Below are 16594 nucleotides of genomic sequence, written 5' to 3'. Positions count from 1 at the left end.
CTAATCATTTATAGCATGAAGCTCGTCCTTAATCCGCTCAAAAATAAATTTCTCGAAGTACTTCTTACTGACCTGATCAATTTGTGAGAAGCGACAGCTTACTCTCCAGACCTTATAGGAGAGGCCATTGTATTCGTCAGGTTCTACCTCACGAATCGTGGCGATCTGGGCACTGATCTTTGTGGTCCAATTTCCCGCCTTGAGCTCAACCAATGGAATGGCGTCATCAATTTGAAAGAACTTGGTCTCCATTTTTGAGATGAAGAAAGAAAAACCACCGGCACTGATATCAAAACATTCTTTTAGAAAATGCTGACTCATGGGTTTAGGAATTGTGACAGATTTTCCGAAGCTCAGTTTAACCTCTGAACTACCATGCACATTCAGACGAAAGCTTTGTCTTCTTTCAACTTGAGCAACGAAATTTGGAAGCTGAAGGTAGTATCGGTAAGGAGCATCAGTTTGCTTGATTGCACAACGGAGAAGAAGTGCAGACTCTGGAATGTAGAGATCAACGTGATTGTGGCTCCCCATTAAATCCTGAACAAGACGATCCTGACCTTCGGCCGGAATGATACAAAAATCTTTTCGGGTTTTCCTGATCGATTCAATTCTGACCTGACCAAGATGTTTTTCACTCCCGATTAGCTTCCAAATAAATACTTCCGAATTACCGTGTTTCGCCCCTGACAACAAGTTCAAGATTGTCGCTTCATCTTTTACTTTTTTAAGTTTGTTGTCGTTTGCCAAAGCTAGTTTCTCCAAAAAGACCTCCTGGGATTAACCAGGAGGTCCTGGGCTTAAGTAATACGGAACACCTAATACAGAGTACGATTAACCGATCAATCTCAGAGCACTGTTACCTAATTGGTTGGCCTGAGACAGAGTAGCGGTACCTGCAGCATTTCTGATTTGAGACGATGCAAGTTTCGCTGTTGAATCTGCCACATCAACATCTTCAATACGTGAACGGGCAGCTTCCTGGTTTACAGTGGCAACATCAAGGTTGTTGATGGTCGACTGTAGACGCGATTGAATCGAACCAAAGTTAGCGCGGAATGCACTCACCTTGTTGATGGCGTTGTCGATTCGCTCTAGGTTATCAATGGCACCTTGTTTATCCCGGATATTCGAGCCACCGATACCTAAAGACTCTGATGAAGCATCCGTCGATGCGGCATCAAATTCGATTCGGTTATCTTCGCCACCATACGCACCGACTTGGAACTGTAGTGTGTTCCCTTCACCCTTTAAGAGTGGTCGGCCGTTGAAAGAAGTGGTTTTTGAAATACGATCGGCCTCTTGAACTAGTTGTTCATACTCCAGCGAGAGATAACCTCTTTCAGTATCACCCACTGTGTCCGATCCGGCCTGAATGGATAATTCACGCAAGCGGGTAAGGATGTTACTCGTTTCGTTCAGACCACCTTCGGCAACCTGAACCATTGAGATAGCATCGTTTGCGTTTCGACCAGCAACACGCAGACCTCGTGTTTCGGCCTCTAACTTCTTAGCAATCGCCAAACCGGCGGCATCATCCGCAGATTTCGTGATTCGTTTACCAGACGAGAGTTTTGAAAACTCCGCTTCCTGTTGGGCATTACTGACCTTCAGGTTTTTTTGTACCTCTTGCGAGGCAATGTTGGTGTTGATTCTTAAGCCCATCAACGTACTCCTTGTAAGAATCGAGATCCAAAAATTTAACCGACCACAATGGTCAGTCTCGTTTTCTTATCGAAAGACTCAAGTACTTATTTGAGGGCTATTTTGCATAACTGATTAAAAAAATCAGGAAATCTAAAGAATTCTATGGCTTATAATTTGTTAAGAAAGACTTTAACTCTCGGATATTCATGGATGAATTGGAGTAACCGTTGGAAATTACACTGAGGCTTCGAGGAGTGAGCCAACACCAGTTATCACCTAGCTGCCAGCGCTGAGTCTTATCCATGGCAGGGAAAGAGCTTACTTCGGACTCTAAAATAAGCACTGATCGTTTGCCTCTGAGGCTTCCGGTGAGTGTCTTCCACCAAAGTTTTTCATCAGCATGAATAGCATGATTCACTCTGAAAAAGCAGATGATATCAAAGTCAGTTGTCTCCGGCAGAACGAGATTTTTCTCAGTGTCTCCGAGAGAAAAAATCATGCCTGAATTTTTTGAATGATTGAAGTTGTTGAGTAACCGTCAACGAAGTTCAAAGAGAAAACATCTCCACCATTGGCCAGAACTTCTTTCGCTCCCACGATCTGATCAATCTTCCAGTCGCCACCTTTCACAAGAATTTTTGGTTGCACTTTAAGAATGAGATTTAGGGGAGTGTCCTCGGTGAAGATCTCAGTGAAGTCCACAGACTTAAGTTGAGAAAGAACATACGAGCGATCATTCTCATTATTGATCGGACGCTCAGGTCCTTTAAGACGCTTCACGCTCGCGTCTGAATTCACCCCCACCACTAAAAGGTCACCAAGCTTTCTTGCTTCAGCAAGATAAGTAACGTGTCCGCGATGAAGGATATCAAAACAGCCGTTGGTAAAAACTATTCTTTTACCTTCGTTCTGTTTTAAAAAGTGTTCTAGAGATGGTGAAAACATTAGTCGATCCGAATTACTTTTGAGTTTGTAACTTTATTCTGCAAATCAAAATAAGAGAATAAACCAAGACTCGCAAAGTTTAAAAGACTCACGATGGAACGCATGAGTAAAGTTGTAAGAGATAATGAACCATTGTCCATACTGGTCACTCTTAAGTTAAAGAGATTCTTCCCAAGCGTAGACTGACTCGCCTTTTCAAAGATGGCGAAATAGATCAGATAAAAACCACAGAAAAGAGTCACAACCAGGGGAGTGATCTCGTGAGGGTATTGCTCCCAAACTTGAATAAGATCCAGGTCCACTGACTTGGCCATGATAGTTAATACACCTGTCAGAAGACCCGCAACGAAAGCAAGATCCAGAAGGTATGCAAACACACGCTGGGTTTTGCCGGCCATGCGATAGAATTTTTCTTCTACCATTGGCTCAAGCTCAACCGGCGCCTGAGGTACTTGCTGGGCCTGATTATAAAACATAGATAAATCATTTTGATAAACGTTCATCTCTTTTTTCATCGTCGGCACTGAAGTCGGAAGAGGACTTACTGCCACAGTTCTTTCTGTGAACATCGGTTTTACTTCCGTGGCTTTTTGATGATGAAAACCTAGACCCGAAGTGATCGGCTTAAAATCAAACTCTTCCATGAAGTCATCATTCACAGGAGTGTTATTCTTTTTATTCTGAACGCTTTCTAAATTCATGATTTGGTCCTTTTCTTAATTTTAGCCCGTCATTCTTCACTTAAGCAAACTTTCAAGCATAATCCCTGCACCTGCGGCCAAGGCAGTTGGGGTTCGCAAAATCGGAGTAGGTAAATTGACGACTTTTACCTGATTTTGTGAGTGAAGGTATTTAAGCTCTTCGGGCGAAAAACCACCCTCTGGTCCTACGATCAATAGATGAGGACTTGTAGGAGCTGAATCAAAAACCGGTTTTTTAATTGAGGTCTGAGAATCTAGTAGAAGGGCCGAGTGATAGTGACTCCAGGGAATCGATTCCCACTTCACCTCTTCGATTTCCGGCATGAATGAAGCGTTAGATTGCTCTAAGGCCGAAACCAGAAGTTTCTCCATGCGGTCCATTTCCGGGGCCTTCATTTGTGAATAAGCTGAACGTATGAGATAGATCTTCCGAAAGCCCAGCTCGGCCGCTTGCTTAAGACAAAGTTCAAAGGCATCTCGTTTCGGCATCCCGAGGGCGAGATCAAATACATATTTTCTTTCCGCAGGAATCTCAGATTTAAATTTCAGACGCAGTTCGCGCTTGGCGATGGCATCAACCACAGTCAGGATCTGGAGGCCCTTACCATTTAGCAGTAAAAGCTCCTCACCGACTTCGATACGAATCACATTGACCAGGTGATGAAGTGACTCATCTTTTAGGACATAGCTGTCCAGAAGAGTTAAATCAGAAAGCCAGTGGGCCCTCATGCCTCGCCCTTTTTAAATAAGATCGCCGCCCAATCACCTTTTTCAACATGACTGATAAGCTTCATACCCGCATCTGAATAAAGTTTGATGATATTTGCGGCCTGGTGTCTCAAAAGACCAGAAAGGATCAGTGATCCACCTTTCTTTGTATGAGCGATCAATGCTTCTTGCTCGAGCATCAAGATGCTCTCAAGAATATTGGCGAACACCACATCGTATTCCTCCATGAGTTTCTCTCTCACTTCCGGAAGTAGCAGGCGGAAAGCAAAATTTTCTAATTCGTTGGTCTCGGCATTTTGATAACAGTTCTTGTTGGCCTCTGGATCGATATCGTAGAAATCAACTTTCGCTTCCGGGAAGAACTTGAATGTTGCCAGACCTAAAATGCCCGAACCTGAACCGAAATCTAAAACCGTTTCCACTTTTTGATTTAAAAGATGTTCAGTGAAAAGTTTTAGACAAAGAAATGTGGTCTCGTGGCTACCAGTACCAAAGCCCATGCCTGGATAGATATAGATCTTCTCACGACTAGTACTATTATAATCTTTGTTCCAAGAAGGAATGATTTCTAAAGAATCATTTACTTTGATAGGAGCGTAGTGTTTTTTCCATTCAGCGTTCCAGTCTTCAGTTTGCTGAGTTTCAATTTGTGATTCACACAAATAGACCTGGCCCACTTTTGTATAAAACTCGGAAGCTCCTTCTTCATCACCGAAGAAGAAACGATAATTGTTCGGACGACCAAGCACACGGCTTTCTACTTCATCCAAAACATCTTGCGGTAAATCACCACCCGAATATGATCGTTCGCCTAAGAGGGCATCCACCTCGGGCTCGTCGAGAGAAAACTCTTCAATACCAAGAGAGCCATAATCGTTTATTGCCATGCTCTCAATATGAGACCACTGCTCCGTAGTCGGTTGGAAATGAAATAGGGTCACTACCCAAAATGCGTCCATAAAAATCCTTTAATTTAGTGGCTTTATAACCTAAGAAGGGCCCATTGTGAGGATAAAAAAATTACATTTGTGAAGGTTTTCTTGGGCATATGGCACTTTCTTTGTTAGTAAAACATCCCGATATGCAAAACAAAATCTTTCTCATCGGAATCGCAGGCGGATCGGGGTCTGGAAAAACGACTTTTGCCAAAAAAGTCATGAAGAGCATCAATAGCTCTGCATCCGTACTTCTCCACATGGATTCCTACTACTTACCTATTCAACCTAAAACGAACTATACCACTACTGGTAAAGCGAACTTCGACCACCCGGATGCTTTTGACTGGAATCTTCTCCGTCATCATCTGTCTGAGTTGAAGCAAGGCATGGGGATCAAGTGTCCTATCTATGATTTCGCCACATCAACTCGCACTGAAGAGTATGAGCAAGTAGGTCCTTGTAAGGTCGTTCTGTTTGAAGGGATTTTTTCTCTCTACGATCAAGAAATTCGCGACATGCTTGATATTAAATGTTTCCTGCATGTTGATTCAGATATCCGCTTTACTCGTCGTCTTCACCGTGACGTGAAAGAGCGTGGTCGTTCACTTGAATCAGTCATCGCTCAGTACTACGATACTGTGAGACCAATGTATCAGAAGTACCTTGATCCTCAGAAACAATACGCAGACTTCACAGTCGGAGAAGAGACCGATGTGGCCGCCTTAATTTTGGCCGCCCGCATTCGTGAACTTCTTGAATCTTCTCATGTCGAGGCCTCAAATACTGAGGCGATCTAAGTTGATTAAATAGGTCCAAGTCTAGACCATTGCCCATGCATTTTGGGTGATGGTCTGTTACAATTTCCAAAAGGACTTATTTTGAAAAACAAATATTTTAATATCATTCCTATTGGTGGAGTCGAAGAGATCGGCTCGAATATGACCCTCATCCGCACACCAGATGAAGATATTCTGATTGATTGCGGGATGCTTTTTCCTTATGAAGAATGCTTCGACATCAATTACCTTATTCCGGACTTTTCACTTCTCGATGCTAGTCGTTTAACTTCCATTATCATTACGCACGGACATGAAGATCATATTGGTGGATTGGGACATCTTTTAAAAGAGTTTCCTGATATCACGGTTTATGTAACAAACTTCACACATCATTTGCTTCAGAAGAAATTAGAAGAACATAAAATCACGATGAAGTATGAGCTCTATCATGAGACGTCTCATCTTCAATTTAAAAACATTGAGGTCTTCCCGATTCATGTGAATCACTCGATCCCAGAGACTGCCGGTCTCGTGATTCGTAGTAATGATAAAAAGTGGGGCGCTCTTTATATTTCCGATTTCAAAGTGGATCTTTTCTCAAAACATGAGAAGCCAATTGATCTGGCCCGCATTAAAGAAAAACTTTCTGAATGCGCTCAGACCGCCTATTTCATCGATTCTACCAACATCCTGAATGATGGTAAGACCACCTCTGAAAATGATCTTCATACCGATTTAAAAGCTTTGATGGAAAGGGAAGAGACTCGTGTCTTCATTACCCTTTTTGCTTCTAATGTCCACCGTATGAACGCCATTGCTAAGATGGCGAAAGATGCGGGTAGAAAAATCGTGATTATGGGTCGCTCGCTTAAAACCTATATGGAAGCGGCCACCGAAACCGGACATTCTGAACTTTCTCCTGATGATTTCCATATGACCGATCAAGTGAAAGGCGAGACGGGTAGAATGCTTATTTTCCTTTCTGGTTGTCAGGGAGATTTCTTATCGGCGCTCAGACGTTTTAGTTTTGGCGAAGATGGAACATTTAAACCAGGCCCCGGTGATCTGGTGGTTTTCAGCTCTAAAGTCATTCCTGGAAATGAGAAAAAAATTTATCGTATCTACAATAAGCTCACAGAATTCGGGGCAGAGATCATCACTGCCAGCGATCATTTAATTCATGCTTCGGGACATCCGGGCAAAGAAGATCTTCATATTCTGTTGAAGAACTTTACTCCTGGATTTTATTTTCCGATTCACGGCGAATCTTATTTTCTAAAAAAGCACTATGAGTTCATTCATACTGCCTATCCTAAAATCTCAGCGCATCTGATCTATAACTATAATGAAGTGATCCTGGGCGAAGGAACAGTAAAGATTGAAGAGCTTGACGCTAAAGAGCCTCGACTGATTCATGGTAAGGCCATGGAGATTGAGAAAACTCAAATTTCTCAACGTCGAAAGATGGCGACTCAAGGAGCGGTCTTCATAAGTTATCACCGTACGATGGGCCATATGGAAATCACAACAGTAGGACTTCCTTTGGTTGCTCAGGAATGGATTGATAATTTAAAGAAGAAACTTCTAGAGCAGATTAAAAACAATCTAGGTGGCAGAGAAGAAACTTACATCAAAGATCAGTTAAAGATCTCGGCACGCCAATTTTATAATAATTTTCTGGGTTATAAACCGGTAACGGAAGTACACTTGTACTAATGGAACAAACGGCACTCGTCCTCATTTCGATCATGAATCTTCTCCTGGTGATTATTCTGGGAGTGCTGGGCTTTTTGATTTACCGCTTGTTCCAACAGAAGTTACCGACGCAGAAGCAGCCTGAAACAACTGCTGATCCCAATTACCATCCTGACATCATGATACGCATGAAGGAGATGGAAAAGCTTAAGCCTAAACGTTCAGATCTTTTTTGCCCTAATCATCCCGATGAACCGGGCGAAACGACTTGTGCCATTTGTGATCGACTTTTTTGTAAGGCCTGCATTCGTCCATTTAAGACACTTCATTTTTGTAAAGAGCATCTTCCCCTCATCATGAAAAACGATTGGGAAGAGGTCTTCACCTTAAAAACTTCGACCCATGATCCAGAAGAGGGCGTTCGCTTATACGATGCTAAGAAGCGCCTTTTTGAAGATAAAAACATTCCGACTTACGTAGAAACGCATTACAAAATTAATGTGGACCAGGATTACATTGAGACCTATCTCGTGGTTTATTCGATTCCGGAAAACACTGAAATTGTTAGAGAAAACCTACAATAAACTTACTAAAGTAATTTAATCAACCTTCCGACAAGATACCCATGAAGCTCATTTTGCTTGTGGGTCTAATTACATTATCAATCAGCATCAATGCGAAGCCCACCGTCCGCGGTGAGATGATAAAACTCTTACCATCAGAGTTAAGTGCTCTTACGAATAAAAGCACGGAGGGCGAGATTGAAAAGGCCTTTAAAGCGAAAATCAGATCCAAAGATAAAGATGCTATCTACCTTCAAGATCAAACCACCATTGGAATAAAGAAATCCCACTTTCATTATGTATATGTCGTGGCGACACAAGAGATGAAAGAGAAAACTAAAGGTCTCTTTCGCCAAGTCTACTCAAATCTTTATCCACAGGAGAAGGCCAGGATTCAAAAATCACTCAGTGAAACTGATCATACGGCCGGTAGTACCATAACGATGGAAGTTCCGGGGGAAAATTTAAAACTGGAGTTTATCAACAACGAGTCTAAAACACTTCGCTCAATGGTGATATGGCCCATGGATGGTGATCATCCATGAAAATACTGTTCCTTACTCTCACTTTGCTACTATCAATGTCATCCTTTGCACACGAAAGTTGTGGAGAACCTGAATTTTCGGAACTTAGTGATCTCATCAATCTTCAAAGAAAAATCACCTGGGAATCAGCCACTCAAAATGAAATCAAAAATGCCAATTGTTTAAGAAAAAATCCCTTTTCAGTCAGTGAAATGAGTGATTGGTTGAGGTCACACGAAACAAAGGCAAGATTAAATAAGAATATCAATGGCATTAACTTTGAGAATGAAACGCCGGAGAATCTTGAGGCATTTTACCATTTAACAACTTACGTTGATATCCTAGGTAATGCCGATCCTAAAAAAAATAAAATGCGTACCTCCACTTGTAAGAAAGTGGACTGTGCTCTGAAAGAAATTTTCGGCCCAGAGATTGGAGTTCAACTTCACTTTATGCAAGCAAGATTCGGTCTGAATGGATCGCATATTGTAAGAGAAGACTCGGCTCCCTGGAAAAAAGAAGAGCTAGATACGGTCCTCCTGGCAATTTCAGATTTTCCTGAAGGGGTCATGCCTTTTGAAAAAAGCCGCACCTTGGTCCATGCACCACGCGGCATGAACAGTGACCGCACACTGGCCAACGCCACCATCATGATTTTTGATTTATGGAACACTCAATCACCAGAACAAGGTCGCTCGACAATTGTTCATGAACTAGCACACGCAATCGGAGGAGTGACTCAAATTGATCAAAGTACTGAATGGATGGAACAAGGGGGTTGGGTAAGCGCAGGTAAGATGAAGGATGGAAAACTTGAGATAAAGGCCAAAACTTCAAGACCCGAAACCGCGGTATCAAAATACGGGATGACAAATGAACGAGAAGATTTCGCGGAAAGTGTTGTTGCTTATAGATACAGCCCTGCCCACCTAAAAGAAAAAAGTCCCGAAAAGTATTATCTTATTAAAAACACCATCTTTGATGGCGTGGAGTACACTTCAACCAAGGCCTGCGCGGAACCATATCGGATGTCTCAAATGGCAAAAGATAATGCTGCTGCTCAATTAATGAATTGGTCACCATCAAGTGACGAAATTAAAAAAATTGCCGACCGCTGCAGTGAAGAGGCCGTTACTCAGTTCGCCAATGATGGAGAACTAAAACTAGGTTCGCCAACGATGGAAGATTGTTACAAAGAATCAATCAAACTCAGCGCTAATAATGTTATCAAAAGCAACTTAAAAGATGATCCACACTTTAAATTCATGGACCCGATGTTTAGAAATCTTGATCCTGGTCTATCAAATGAATTTATGGCAAAAACTTTAAATAAGACAAAAGATAATCATCGTCATATTCTTCGAAACCAAGTTTCTCGGGCCATCTCAGAAAAATACCACTGCAAACCTTCATTCAAATCTTATGCAAACCAGGACTACAAGAAAGATGAACTTGGCTTTAACCCATATTACAAGAGTAAAGAATTTACCAAGATTGCTGAGATTGCTTGTCCTAAATTAATAAATTCAAATGCCAACAAAGTGGTCGAGGAACTCATTCAATAACAAAAAGATGCTTTTTCTTTTTTGCAGATAAATTCCAACATCATCTTGTTCTCAGCTTCCAACTGAGAGATTTGTTTTTCTTGAGAAGCTTTTATTGCAAACAAACTCTTAAGTGCTTCAACCACCGGTGCCACTAAACCAATATACGACATGGACATTTTTCCGTCCTTCTCAGTCGCAATCAGCTCAGGAAATACTTTCTCTACATCTTGAGCAATAAATCCAAAGTTCTTTTCAGGATAATTTGAATCCTTCCAATTATAGCTCACTCCTTTTATGGCAAGGACCTTTTCCAGCGAAGCTTGTAATGGTCTGATATTTTTTTTCAATCTTACATCTGAAGTCGCAGTGAATTTAACTGTGTCTGTATTACCCCGTACCCAAAAGTCCGCATCGGAATTCAAAACACCATTGAAGTTATTTGCGCCATTATTATTGGTCCAAAACAGAAGATTACCTTTAAGGGTTGAACCCGCCGGAGAAACGATATGACCGGTGATTACACCTACTCTACGATCAGGACCAGCGCTCTTAGCGGCCGAGAAACCGACTCCGCCCGCGATACTGCCATCTGCCGCCGAATCCGTCGTTAATACTAACTGAGAAGCATCAACTGGTCCGGCGGCATTACTGTGAATATGTAGAAACCTAGTGGTCGAACAATCCGCCAATCCACATGTAGGTTTTTGAAGATTAGTATTAATTCCGACATTCCCTTGTTTGGTTATGAGAAAGCGATTTAATCCTGTCGTAGTGGTGGGTCCTCCACCAATACCAAATCCACCTTCTCCTTCATGGGCCGCAACTCCAAACATTGCCAGTGACCAGAAGTAATTACTACTTTGATCATTGAACATGATTCCCGCTCGATTCCAGCCCGCAGTGGTGGCTTCGTTTCCAATGATAGAAATCCCAGAGGTGCCAGGCAGAGTTCGAGCTTGGATTGTTAAATTATGAGTTGGCGTGGTGGTTCCAATCGCCACCGCTCCGGTGTTGAAATAGATATCAGAATTATTGGCCGCAAATTTCCATATCTCATTTTTTGACGAACTGGTTGAAGTACAGCCTGTTATGTTTCCAGCTCCATCGGTCTTCACATTCAATGTAATACGTTTGGTGATGGTCTCAGTTTGAGTGCCGGTCTTACCTCGATTGAAAGTAATCACTAAATGAGTCGTCCCATGAGTAAGAGCGCTGACCTCAGGCGCAGTATCTGAAAGAGCGTAAGAATCAATTTTAACTCTTTTGCTGCCATAGACTTTCTGAGGATTTAAGACACTATTTGGGTAAACATCTGCGAAGGTCGTTTTGAATTTTTGCTTAATTGCTTGTACGACATTTGGATTGGAAACCGCATTCTTACCCTGAAAAGTCATGGCGCAATTTTCGGGAATGACAAGAATCTGCTGGATTTCCTGCAAAGTCTGCATCACATCCGTATTAATCTCTAAGTTGGCAGCAACTTTATGTGCATTCTGATTAATACCACTAATAAGGAGAACCAGTCCTCCTAGCATCCCAATAGCAATCAATACTTCTACCAGGCCAATACCGGTTTCATCTCTTTTCATCTATGACCTTTCTGACAAAAAGAAGCATGGGATTCCCGAAGACACAGATAGGTTTTCATCGCCAAGGTGTCGTCCCTTAAAGATGTTAAGTCATCCTCGTGAGTCATTATTTTTTTATAAAATTCCTGAATGGCATCAACAACCGGCGCCAGAAGACCATAGTAAGAAACAGACTTAAGACCTTGTTCATTTTCAAAAACTAGTTCTGGATAGACCTTTTCAACTTCTTGAGCGATGAGCCCCAGATCCTTCTTACCAGATTCTTTCCAGGTAAATTTTACTCCTCTTAACTTCGATATCTGTTTCAATGAATTTTTGAGCGGCCGAATATTTTTTTTAAGTCGTCGATCTGAAGGAGCAATAAGACTAATGGCCGCAATGTCTCCGCGAACCCACAGATTTCCCACACGGTCCAAAATCATGTTCCACTCATTAACTCCATTATGAGCGGTCCAAAAAACAAGACTCCCTGATGTGGTAGGTGTGGCAGAAAAAAGTTGTCCCGTTATTACTGCGGCCCTTTTATCTGCACCTGTAGTACCTAAAGTCCCCATGGCAAGGGCCCCAACGAGGCTATTTGTTAGAACTGATTCTGAACTCAATATAAGATTGGCGCCCTCTAAGGGATTAGTTGATGGATTATGAACTTGAAAATCAATACCATTGGGACAACCCACAAATGCGCAAGAAGGATTCAAAGTTCCGATTCCGACATCCCCATCTTTGGTAATAATAAAACGATTCGTTGCTGGTGCTCCTCGAGGTCCACCGTTTATTCCAAATTTTCCTTCGCCTTCACTTGATGCAGAACCAAACATATTTATATGCCAATTGTGGGTGCTGCTCTGATCAATGAAACTAATACTTGATCTATTCCAACCCGCACTGCTGGCCTCATTACCAATGATTGAAACTCCGGAGGCCACTGGCATCGTGGTGGCACGAACTGTGAGGTTTGCAGTCGGAGTGGGTACTCCTATAGAGACATTTCCCCCAGAGAAGAATATATCTGTGTTATTAGTAGCAAACTTCCAGAGCTCACTCTTGCCGGTGTTATAAGCTCCGCAACTGACGATATCTCCGGCAGCGTTCACCACCACCCGAAGATTAATTTTTTTTGAAATACTTTCGGTTTGTGTACCTTTTGTTCCGCGATCAAAATTAACCAACAAATGGGTCGTTCCGAGACTTGCCACATCTACATCTTCAGCAGCATCAGATAACGTATAAGAATTAATCTTCAGGAACTTCTGGCCATAGGTCATATTGGGATTAACTGTCTTGGTCTGAAACACATCAACAAAGCTAGAATTATTTTTTAGACGAAGTGCCTGAACAGCATTCAGAGTATTATTTGCTCTTTTACCAATGAAAGTATTTGTACAACTTTCAGGATCCGTAAGAATTGCCTGTATTTGTTGAAGAGCAGAAACAATATCATTATTGGTCTCAACGTTGTTGGTGACTTTATTCGCATTATTACTAAATTTAGCAATAACCAAGGTCAAGCCACCCAGAATTCCTACCGCCAATAGAACTTCCACCAATCCAATTCCAGAACTCTTTAACTTCATATTGAGTTCCTCTTACAAAATGGGGCACTCGGATCTTTCTCACACAAAAAATTTTTTAATTCTTTGTTTTGTTTTTTTAAATTTTTTAGTCTTGTTTCTTTGGCCTCCCATAAGGCATTGAGTTCTTTAACAGAGTTAATAATGGGGGCCAGCAAACTTGAATAAGCAAGACTCTTGAAACCATTCTCACCGGTTTTCACAATCTCAGGAAATTCTCTTTCAACTTCTTGTGCGATAAAACCCAGATGTTTTCCTGGTCTATTTTTAAACTCATAACTCTGACCCTGTAGCTTATTAAGCCTTTCTAGTGAATGCGTAACCGAGACAATGTTGTTCTTAAGACGTACATCCGAACGTTCAGTTAAATTATTGGTGGCAAAAGTTCCTCTAATCCAAAGGGCCCCTACTTCAGTCAAAACCATGTTCCAGACAAGCGTTCCGCTGGTATTGGTCCAGAAGAGCATTCTGCCTTCCAGTGGAGATCCTGCGGGACTGATGGTGTTCCCAGTGATTCCCGCCACTCTGGAATCTGATCCAGGACGAGTTGAACTTCCGAAGGCCAGACTTCCAACAATGTTATTTGTCCCAATTGAATCAGAACTAAGCAGGACAGTTGCTCCATCTCCCAAACCTGTGCCAGAAGAATGCACATGAAGAACTCTTCCACTATCCGAGTTTTCGCAAGAAGTAACTTCGCAATTGGGTCTTGTGGTCCCAATACCTACGTTGCCATTTTTAGTAATGATGAAACGATTAATGCCATTTTGATTTATTCCGAATTTCCCTTCTCCTTCGAGGGAAGAATTTCCGAATACAGCAACTCTCCAGCTCTCAGGACTGGTACTATCACTATATGAAACACCTGCGCGATTCCAACCAGCAACGCCCGATTCATTTCCTAGAATGGCAATACCGGGTTGCAGAGGAAAGGTCGCGGCCTTGACGGTAAGGTTTGCAGTAGGCGCAACCACACCAACCGCAACATGGCCTGTGTCGTAGTAGATATCCAAGTTATTGGTCGCTAATTTCCAAATATCAGTCGTTACCGAATCAAAGGCAACACAACTTGTAATATTACCGGCGCCATCAACAACCACACGAAGATTGATTCTCTTGGTGATGGAGTTTGCCTGAACGCCTCTTCCGCCCCGATTAAAATCAACTAGTAGTTGAGTCGTGCCAGAGGTAGCAACTTCAACATCTGGTCCCGCGTCGGAGAGAGAGTAAGAATTAATTTTGAGCGTTTTTTGACCATAGGTAACTGTGGGACTAGCGGTCATTGTTTTGAAAGTGTCAGCAAAGCCAATGGCAGTTTTTTTCTTAAGCGCTTGAACAACATTGATCGCATTGTTGGCACGTTTGCCAATAAAGGTATTCGTACAGTTTTCACTGTCAGATAGTGTGGCCTGAATCTGTTGCAGAGTAACTTTGATGTCGTCGTTCATTTCAAGGTTGGTCACAACCTTGCCGGCATTTCTACTAAATTGATTGATCACCAGGGCCAATCCACCCAGAACTCCAACAGCCAACAGGGCCTCAATGAGACCCATTCCTTGCTGATTTTTTGTAATCATTTAGGAAGCGTAGAAGATGGTATTAAGATTATCCACACAATTTCTGGAGCGTTGAATTTTAGTGAGGTCTTTGAGTTGTCATCGGTAGTGAAAAGAAGCAAAAAAAAAGGCCGGTTGCCCGGCCTTTCGTTTTTAGATTTGTGAGTCGTGATTGCGCTCATTCTTCTTCATGAAAGATGGAGTATCGAATTCATCTTCATCGAAGTTGAAGAAACCAAGTTTCTCGGCGATTGACTTGATTCTGCTCTCGCGGTTTTGAGCGGCCTGGTTAGATGCATTTGCTACTGGCTCTGTAGCATCAAAGTGATGATACTCAGTACGCTCAGGAGCAACTTGAGCAGGCTTCACTTGTGGAGCTGCCGCAGTATTTGTTTCGAAATTTTTCTGTGACTCATACTTAGAAGCTGCGTTCTGAAGTTTTTCTGCCCAGTTAATTTTCGGCTTAGCAGGAACTTCAGTTCTTACTGGAGCCGCTTCAACTGCTTGTGGCTCATCGAAGTCAAAAGTCATTTCTGACTTAACGGCGTAATCAGTATTTTTGTTCATCGTTGGCGCTTGAGTTGGTAGCTCTGGACGAACTTCCATGCGCTGAACTGGAGCTTCAGTTCTCATTGGAGCCGCTTCAACTTTTGTTTCCATTCTTGGAGCTGGAGTTTCAACTCTCATTGATGGAGCGGCCGGAGCTACTGGAGCTTGGTAAGTTTCAACAGCTGGTTGAGACATAACCGGTTGAGCAGCAACAGTTGGCTGTGCCATCACTGGCTGGGCCATTACTGGAGCCGGACGCGCAGTTGTATAACCATTAGTTGAAGCTTCTTTACGAGCAGTCACTAGACCTGTTGCGATCACAGTAACTTTTACGTTTTCACCCATTGATTCATCGATCACTGTACCGAAGATGATTTCTGCATCTTCATCAGCAGCTTCCATGATTAGAGTAACAGCCTGGTTAGTTTCATGTGTTGTAAGAGTTCCGTTACCAGTGATGTTGATGATAATGCCAGTAGCACCGTCGATTGAAACATCTTCTAGTAGAGGAGAGCTGATCGCTTGCTTAGCGGCCTTAAGAGCTCGCTCAGCACCTGACGCCATACCTGTACCCATAAGAGATAGACCCTTATTAGTCATCACAGTTGAAACGTCTGCGAAGTCAGCGTTGATTAGACCTGTGTTATTGATCAGGTCTGAAATACCTTGAACAGCGTTCAGAAGAACTTCATCAGCAGCTTTGAAAGTATCTACTAGAGATAGATTCTCGCCAGCAAGTTGGAGAAGACGCTGGTTAGGAATACAAATGAGGGAATCAACTGATTCTTCAAGAGAACGGATACCTTCTTCAGCTTGGCGAGAACGCTTCTTACCTTCAAACATGAAAGGCTTCGTTACTACACCAACTGTAAGAGCACCCATTTCGCGAGCAAGTTTTGCGATTACTGGAGCAGCACCAGTTCCTGTACCACCGCCCATACCGGCAGTTACGAAAACCATATCAGCACCGTGAAGAACTTCAGATAGTTTTTCATAATCTTCGATCGCAGCTTTACGACCAACTTCCGGGTTCGCGCCTGCGCCCAGACCTTTAGTTACGTTACCACCAAGTTGGATTTTAGTTCCAGCAAGGTTAGCCGCAAGGGCCTGAGAGTCTGTGTTAGCAACGATATATTCAACCCCATTAAGGCCTGAACGGATCATGGTATTAACAGCGTTACATCCGCCTCCACCAACGCCAATGACTTTAATCTTGGCACCGATAGTATTGTTTTCGTTGTCGGCGATATCGAACATATGA

15 protein-coding genes and 1 pseudogene are annotated in these 16594 nt (G+C 42.5%); 5 read left to right on the top strand and 11 right to left on the bottom strand.

The genetic code is table 11. From position 1 onward, the window contains the following. The 7 genes from SOO65_RS01930 to SOO65_RS01900 all read right to left on the bottom strand — a co-directional run bounded on the left by SOO65_RS01930 (position 1) and on the right by SOO65_RS01900 (position 4981). Positions 1 to 765 carry a PilZ domain-containing protein gene (locus SOO65_RS01930; RefSeq protein ID WP_321396078.1) on the bottom strand — a complete coding sequence of 255 codons (765 nt, stop codon included), beginning with the start codon at positions 763 to 765 and terminating at the stop codon, positions 1 to 3. Between the two features lie 69 nt (positions 766 to 834). Continuing rightward, positions 835 to 1665, bottom strand: coding sequence for a flagellin N-terminal helical domain-containing protein (locus SOO65_RS01925; RefSeq protein ID WP_321396075.1), 831 nt, complete (start codon positions 1663 to 1665; stop codon positions 835 to 837). 142 nt (positions 1666 to 1807) lie between these two features. Beyond that, positions 1808 to 2146: a hypothetical protein gene (locus SOO65_RS01920; RefSeq protein ID WP_321396072.1), complete on the bottom strand. Its 339-nt coding sequence runs from the start codon at positions 2144 to 2146 to the stop codon at positions 1808 to 1810. Next, on the bottom strand, positions 2143 to 2592 hold the full coding sequence (gene rfaE2, locus SOO65_RS01915; protein WP_321396069.1) for a D-glycero-beta-D-manno-heptose 1-phosphate adenylyltransferase: 450 nt from the start codon (positions 2590 to 2592) through the stop codon (positions 2143 to 2145). The genes SOO65_RS01920 and rfaE2 overlap by 4 nt, the downstream gene beginning before the upstream one ends. After that, entirely contained in the window at positions 2592 to 3293 is a 702-nt protein-coding gene (locus tag SOO65_RS01910) for an RDD family protein (RefSeq protein ID WP_321396066.1), read from the bottom strand. The genes rfaE2 and SOO65_RS01910 overlap by 1 nt, the downstream gene beginning before the upstream one ends. Positions 3294 to 3329: 36 nt before the next feature. Next, entirely contained in the window at positions 3330 to 4022 is a 693-nt protein-coding gene (locus SOO65_RS01905; protein WP_321396063.1) for a 16S rRNA (uracil(1498)-N(3))-methyltransferase, read from the bottom strand. Further along, positions 4019 to 4981 (bottom strand): 50S ribosomal protein L11 methyltransferase, encoded by a 963-nt coding sequence (locus SOO65_RS01900; RefSeq protein WP_321396060.1) that lies wholly within the window; start codon positions 4979 to 4981, stop codon positions 4019 to 4021. Before SOO65_RS01900 ends, SOO65_RS01905 begins: the two co-directional genes overlap by 4 nt. Before the next feature lie 122 nt (positions 4982 to 5103). On the opposite strand from SOO65_RS01900, the gene udk reads away from it, so the two are divergent. The 5 genes from udk to SOO65_RS01875 all read left to right on the top strand — a co-directional run bounded on the left by udk (position 5104) and on the right by SOO65_RS01875 (position 10086). After that, positions 5104 to 5757, top strand: a complete 654-nt coding sequence (gene udk, locus SOO65_RS01895) for a uridine kinase (protein WP_321396056.1) — start codon at positions 5104 to 5106, stop codon at positions 5755 to 5757. A gap of 81 nt (positions 5758 to 5838) precedes the next feature. Further along, the gene (locus tag SOO65_RS01890; RefSeq protein ID WP_321396053.1) at positions 5839 to 7455 is read left to right on the top strand and encodes a ribonuclease J; all 1617 of its coding nucleotides are present in this window, start codon (positions 5839 to 5841) and stop codon (positions 7453 to 7455) included. Beyond that, positions 7455 to 8018 carry a hypothetical protein gene (locus SOO65_RS01885; protein WP_321396050.1) on the top strand — a complete coding sequence of 188 codons (564 nt, stop codon included), beginning with the start codon at positions 7455 to 7457 and terminating at the stop codon, positions 8016 to 8018. Before SOO65_RS01890 ends, SOO65_RS01885 begins: the two co-directional genes overlap by 1 nt. Positions 8019 to 8059: 41 nt before the next feature. Then, positions 8060 to 8542 (top strand): hypothetical protein, encoded by a 483-nt coding sequence (locus SOO65_RS01880; protein WP_321396047.1) that lies wholly within the window; start codon positions 8060 to 8062, stop codon positions 8540 to 8542. Further along, a complete protein-coding gene (locus SOO65_RS01875) occupies positions 8539 to 10086 on the top strand; it encodes a zinc-dependent peptidase (protein WP_321396044.1) in 1548 nt (515 codons plus the stop codon). The genes SOO65_RS01880 and SOO65_RS01875 overlap by 4 nt, the downstream gene beginning before the upstream one ends. Here the strand turns inward: SOO65_RS01875 and SOO65_RS01870 are convergent. The 4 genes and pseudogenes from SOO65_RS01870 to ftsZ form a co-directional block, all read right to left on the bottom strand. After that, positions 10080 to 11657 (bottom strand): tail fiber domain-containing protein, encoded by a 1578-nt coding sequence (locus SOO65_RS01870; RefSeq protein WP_321396041.1) that lies wholly within the window; start codon positions 11655 to 11657, stop codon positions 10080 to 10082. The genes SOO65_RS01875 and SOO65_RS01870 overlap by 7 nt on opposite strands. Then, positions 11654 to 13231, bottom strand: coding sequence for a tail fiber domain-containing protein (locus SOO65_RS01865; protein ID WP_321396039.1), 1578 nt, complete (start codon positions 13229 to 13231; stop codon positions 11654 to 11656). The genes SOO65_RS01870 and SOO65_RS01865 overlap by 4 nt, the downstream gene beginning before the upstream one ends. Further along, positions 13228 to 14805, bottom strand: a complete 1578-nt coding sequence (locus tag SOO65_RS01860) for a tail fiber domain-containing protein (protein WP_321396036.1) — start codon at positions 14803 to 14805, stop codon at positions 13228 to 13230. Before SOO65_RS01860 ends, SOO65_RS01865 begins: the two co-directional genes overlap by 4 nt. A gap of 774 nt (positions 14806 to 15579) precedes the next feature. Beyond that, a pseudogene (gene ftsZ, locus SOO65_RS20850) lies at positions 15580 to 16590 on the bottom strand (cell division protein FtsZ); the annotation flags it as partial. Positions 16591 to 16594 lie beyond the last annotated feature (4 nt).

It is taken from the genome of Peredibacter starrii, assembly GCF_034259205.1.
GTDB lineage: Bacteria > Bdellovibrionota > Bacteriovoracia > Bacteriovoracales > Bacteriovoracaceae > Peredibacter > Peredibacter starrii.
Note: the sequence above shows the minus strand (reverse complement) of the source record. Positions and strands in the feature narration are given on the sequence as shown.

What these genes read in the sequence shown, in the direction of transcription:
- SOO65_RS01920 (WP_321396072.1), bottom strand. Translation starts at nt 2,146, where the DNA reads ATGATTTTTTCTCTCGGAGACACTGAGAAAAATCTCGTTCTGCCGGAG.
- SOO65_RS01870 (WP_321396041.1), bottom strand. Translation starts at nt 11,657, where the DNA reads ATGAAAAGAGATGAAACCGGTATTGGCCTGGTAGAAGTATTGATTGCT.
- SOO65_RS01925 (WP_321396075.1), bottom strand. Translation starts at nt 1,665, where the DNA reads ATGGGCTTAAGAATCAACACCAACATTGCCTCGCAAGAGGTACAAAAA.
- SOO65_RS01860 (WP_321396036.1), bottom strand. Translation starts at nt 14,805, where the DNA reads ATGATTACAAAAAATCAGCAAGGAATGGGTCTCATTGAGGCCCTGTTG.
- udk (WP_321396056.1), top strand. Translation starts at nt 5,104, where the DNA reads ATGCAAAACAAAATCTTTCTCATCGGAATCGCAGGCGGATCGGGGTCT.
- SOO65_RS01900 (WP_321396060.1), bottom strand. Translation starts at nt 4,981, where the DNA reads ATGGACGCATTTTGGGTAGTGACCCTATTTCATTTCCAACCGACTACG.
- rfaE2 (WP_321396069.1), bottom strand. Translation starts at nt 2,592, where the DNA reads ATGTTTTCACCATCTCTAGAACACTTTTTAAAACAGAACGAAGGTAAA.
- SOO65_RS01865 (WP_321396039.1), bottom strand. Translation starts at nt 13,231, where the DNA reads ATGAAGTTAAAGAGTTCTGGAATTGGATTGGTGGAAGTTCTATTGGCG.
- SOO65_RS01885 (WP_321396050.1), top strand. Translation starts at nt 7,455, where the DNA reads ATGGAACAAACGGCACTCGTCCTCATTTCGATCATGAATCTTCTCCTG.
- SOO65_RS01905 (WP_321396063.1), bottom strand. Translation starts at nt 4,022, where the DNA reads ATGAGGGCCCACTGGCTTTCTGATTTAACTCTTCTGGACAGCTATGTC.
- SOO65_RS01910 (WP_321396066.1), bottom strand. Translation starts at nt 3,293, where the DNA reads ATGAATTTAGAAAGCGTTCAGAATAAAAAGAATAACACTCCTGTGAAT.
- SOO65_RS01880 (WP_321396047.1), top strand. Translation starts at nt 8,060, where the DNA reads ATGAAGCTCATTTTGCTTGTGGGTCTAATTACATTATCAATCAGCATC.
- SOO65_RS01875 (WP_321396044.1), top strand. Translation starts at nt 8,539, where the DNA reads ATGAAAATACTGTTCCTTACTCTCACTTTGCTACTATCAATGTCATCC.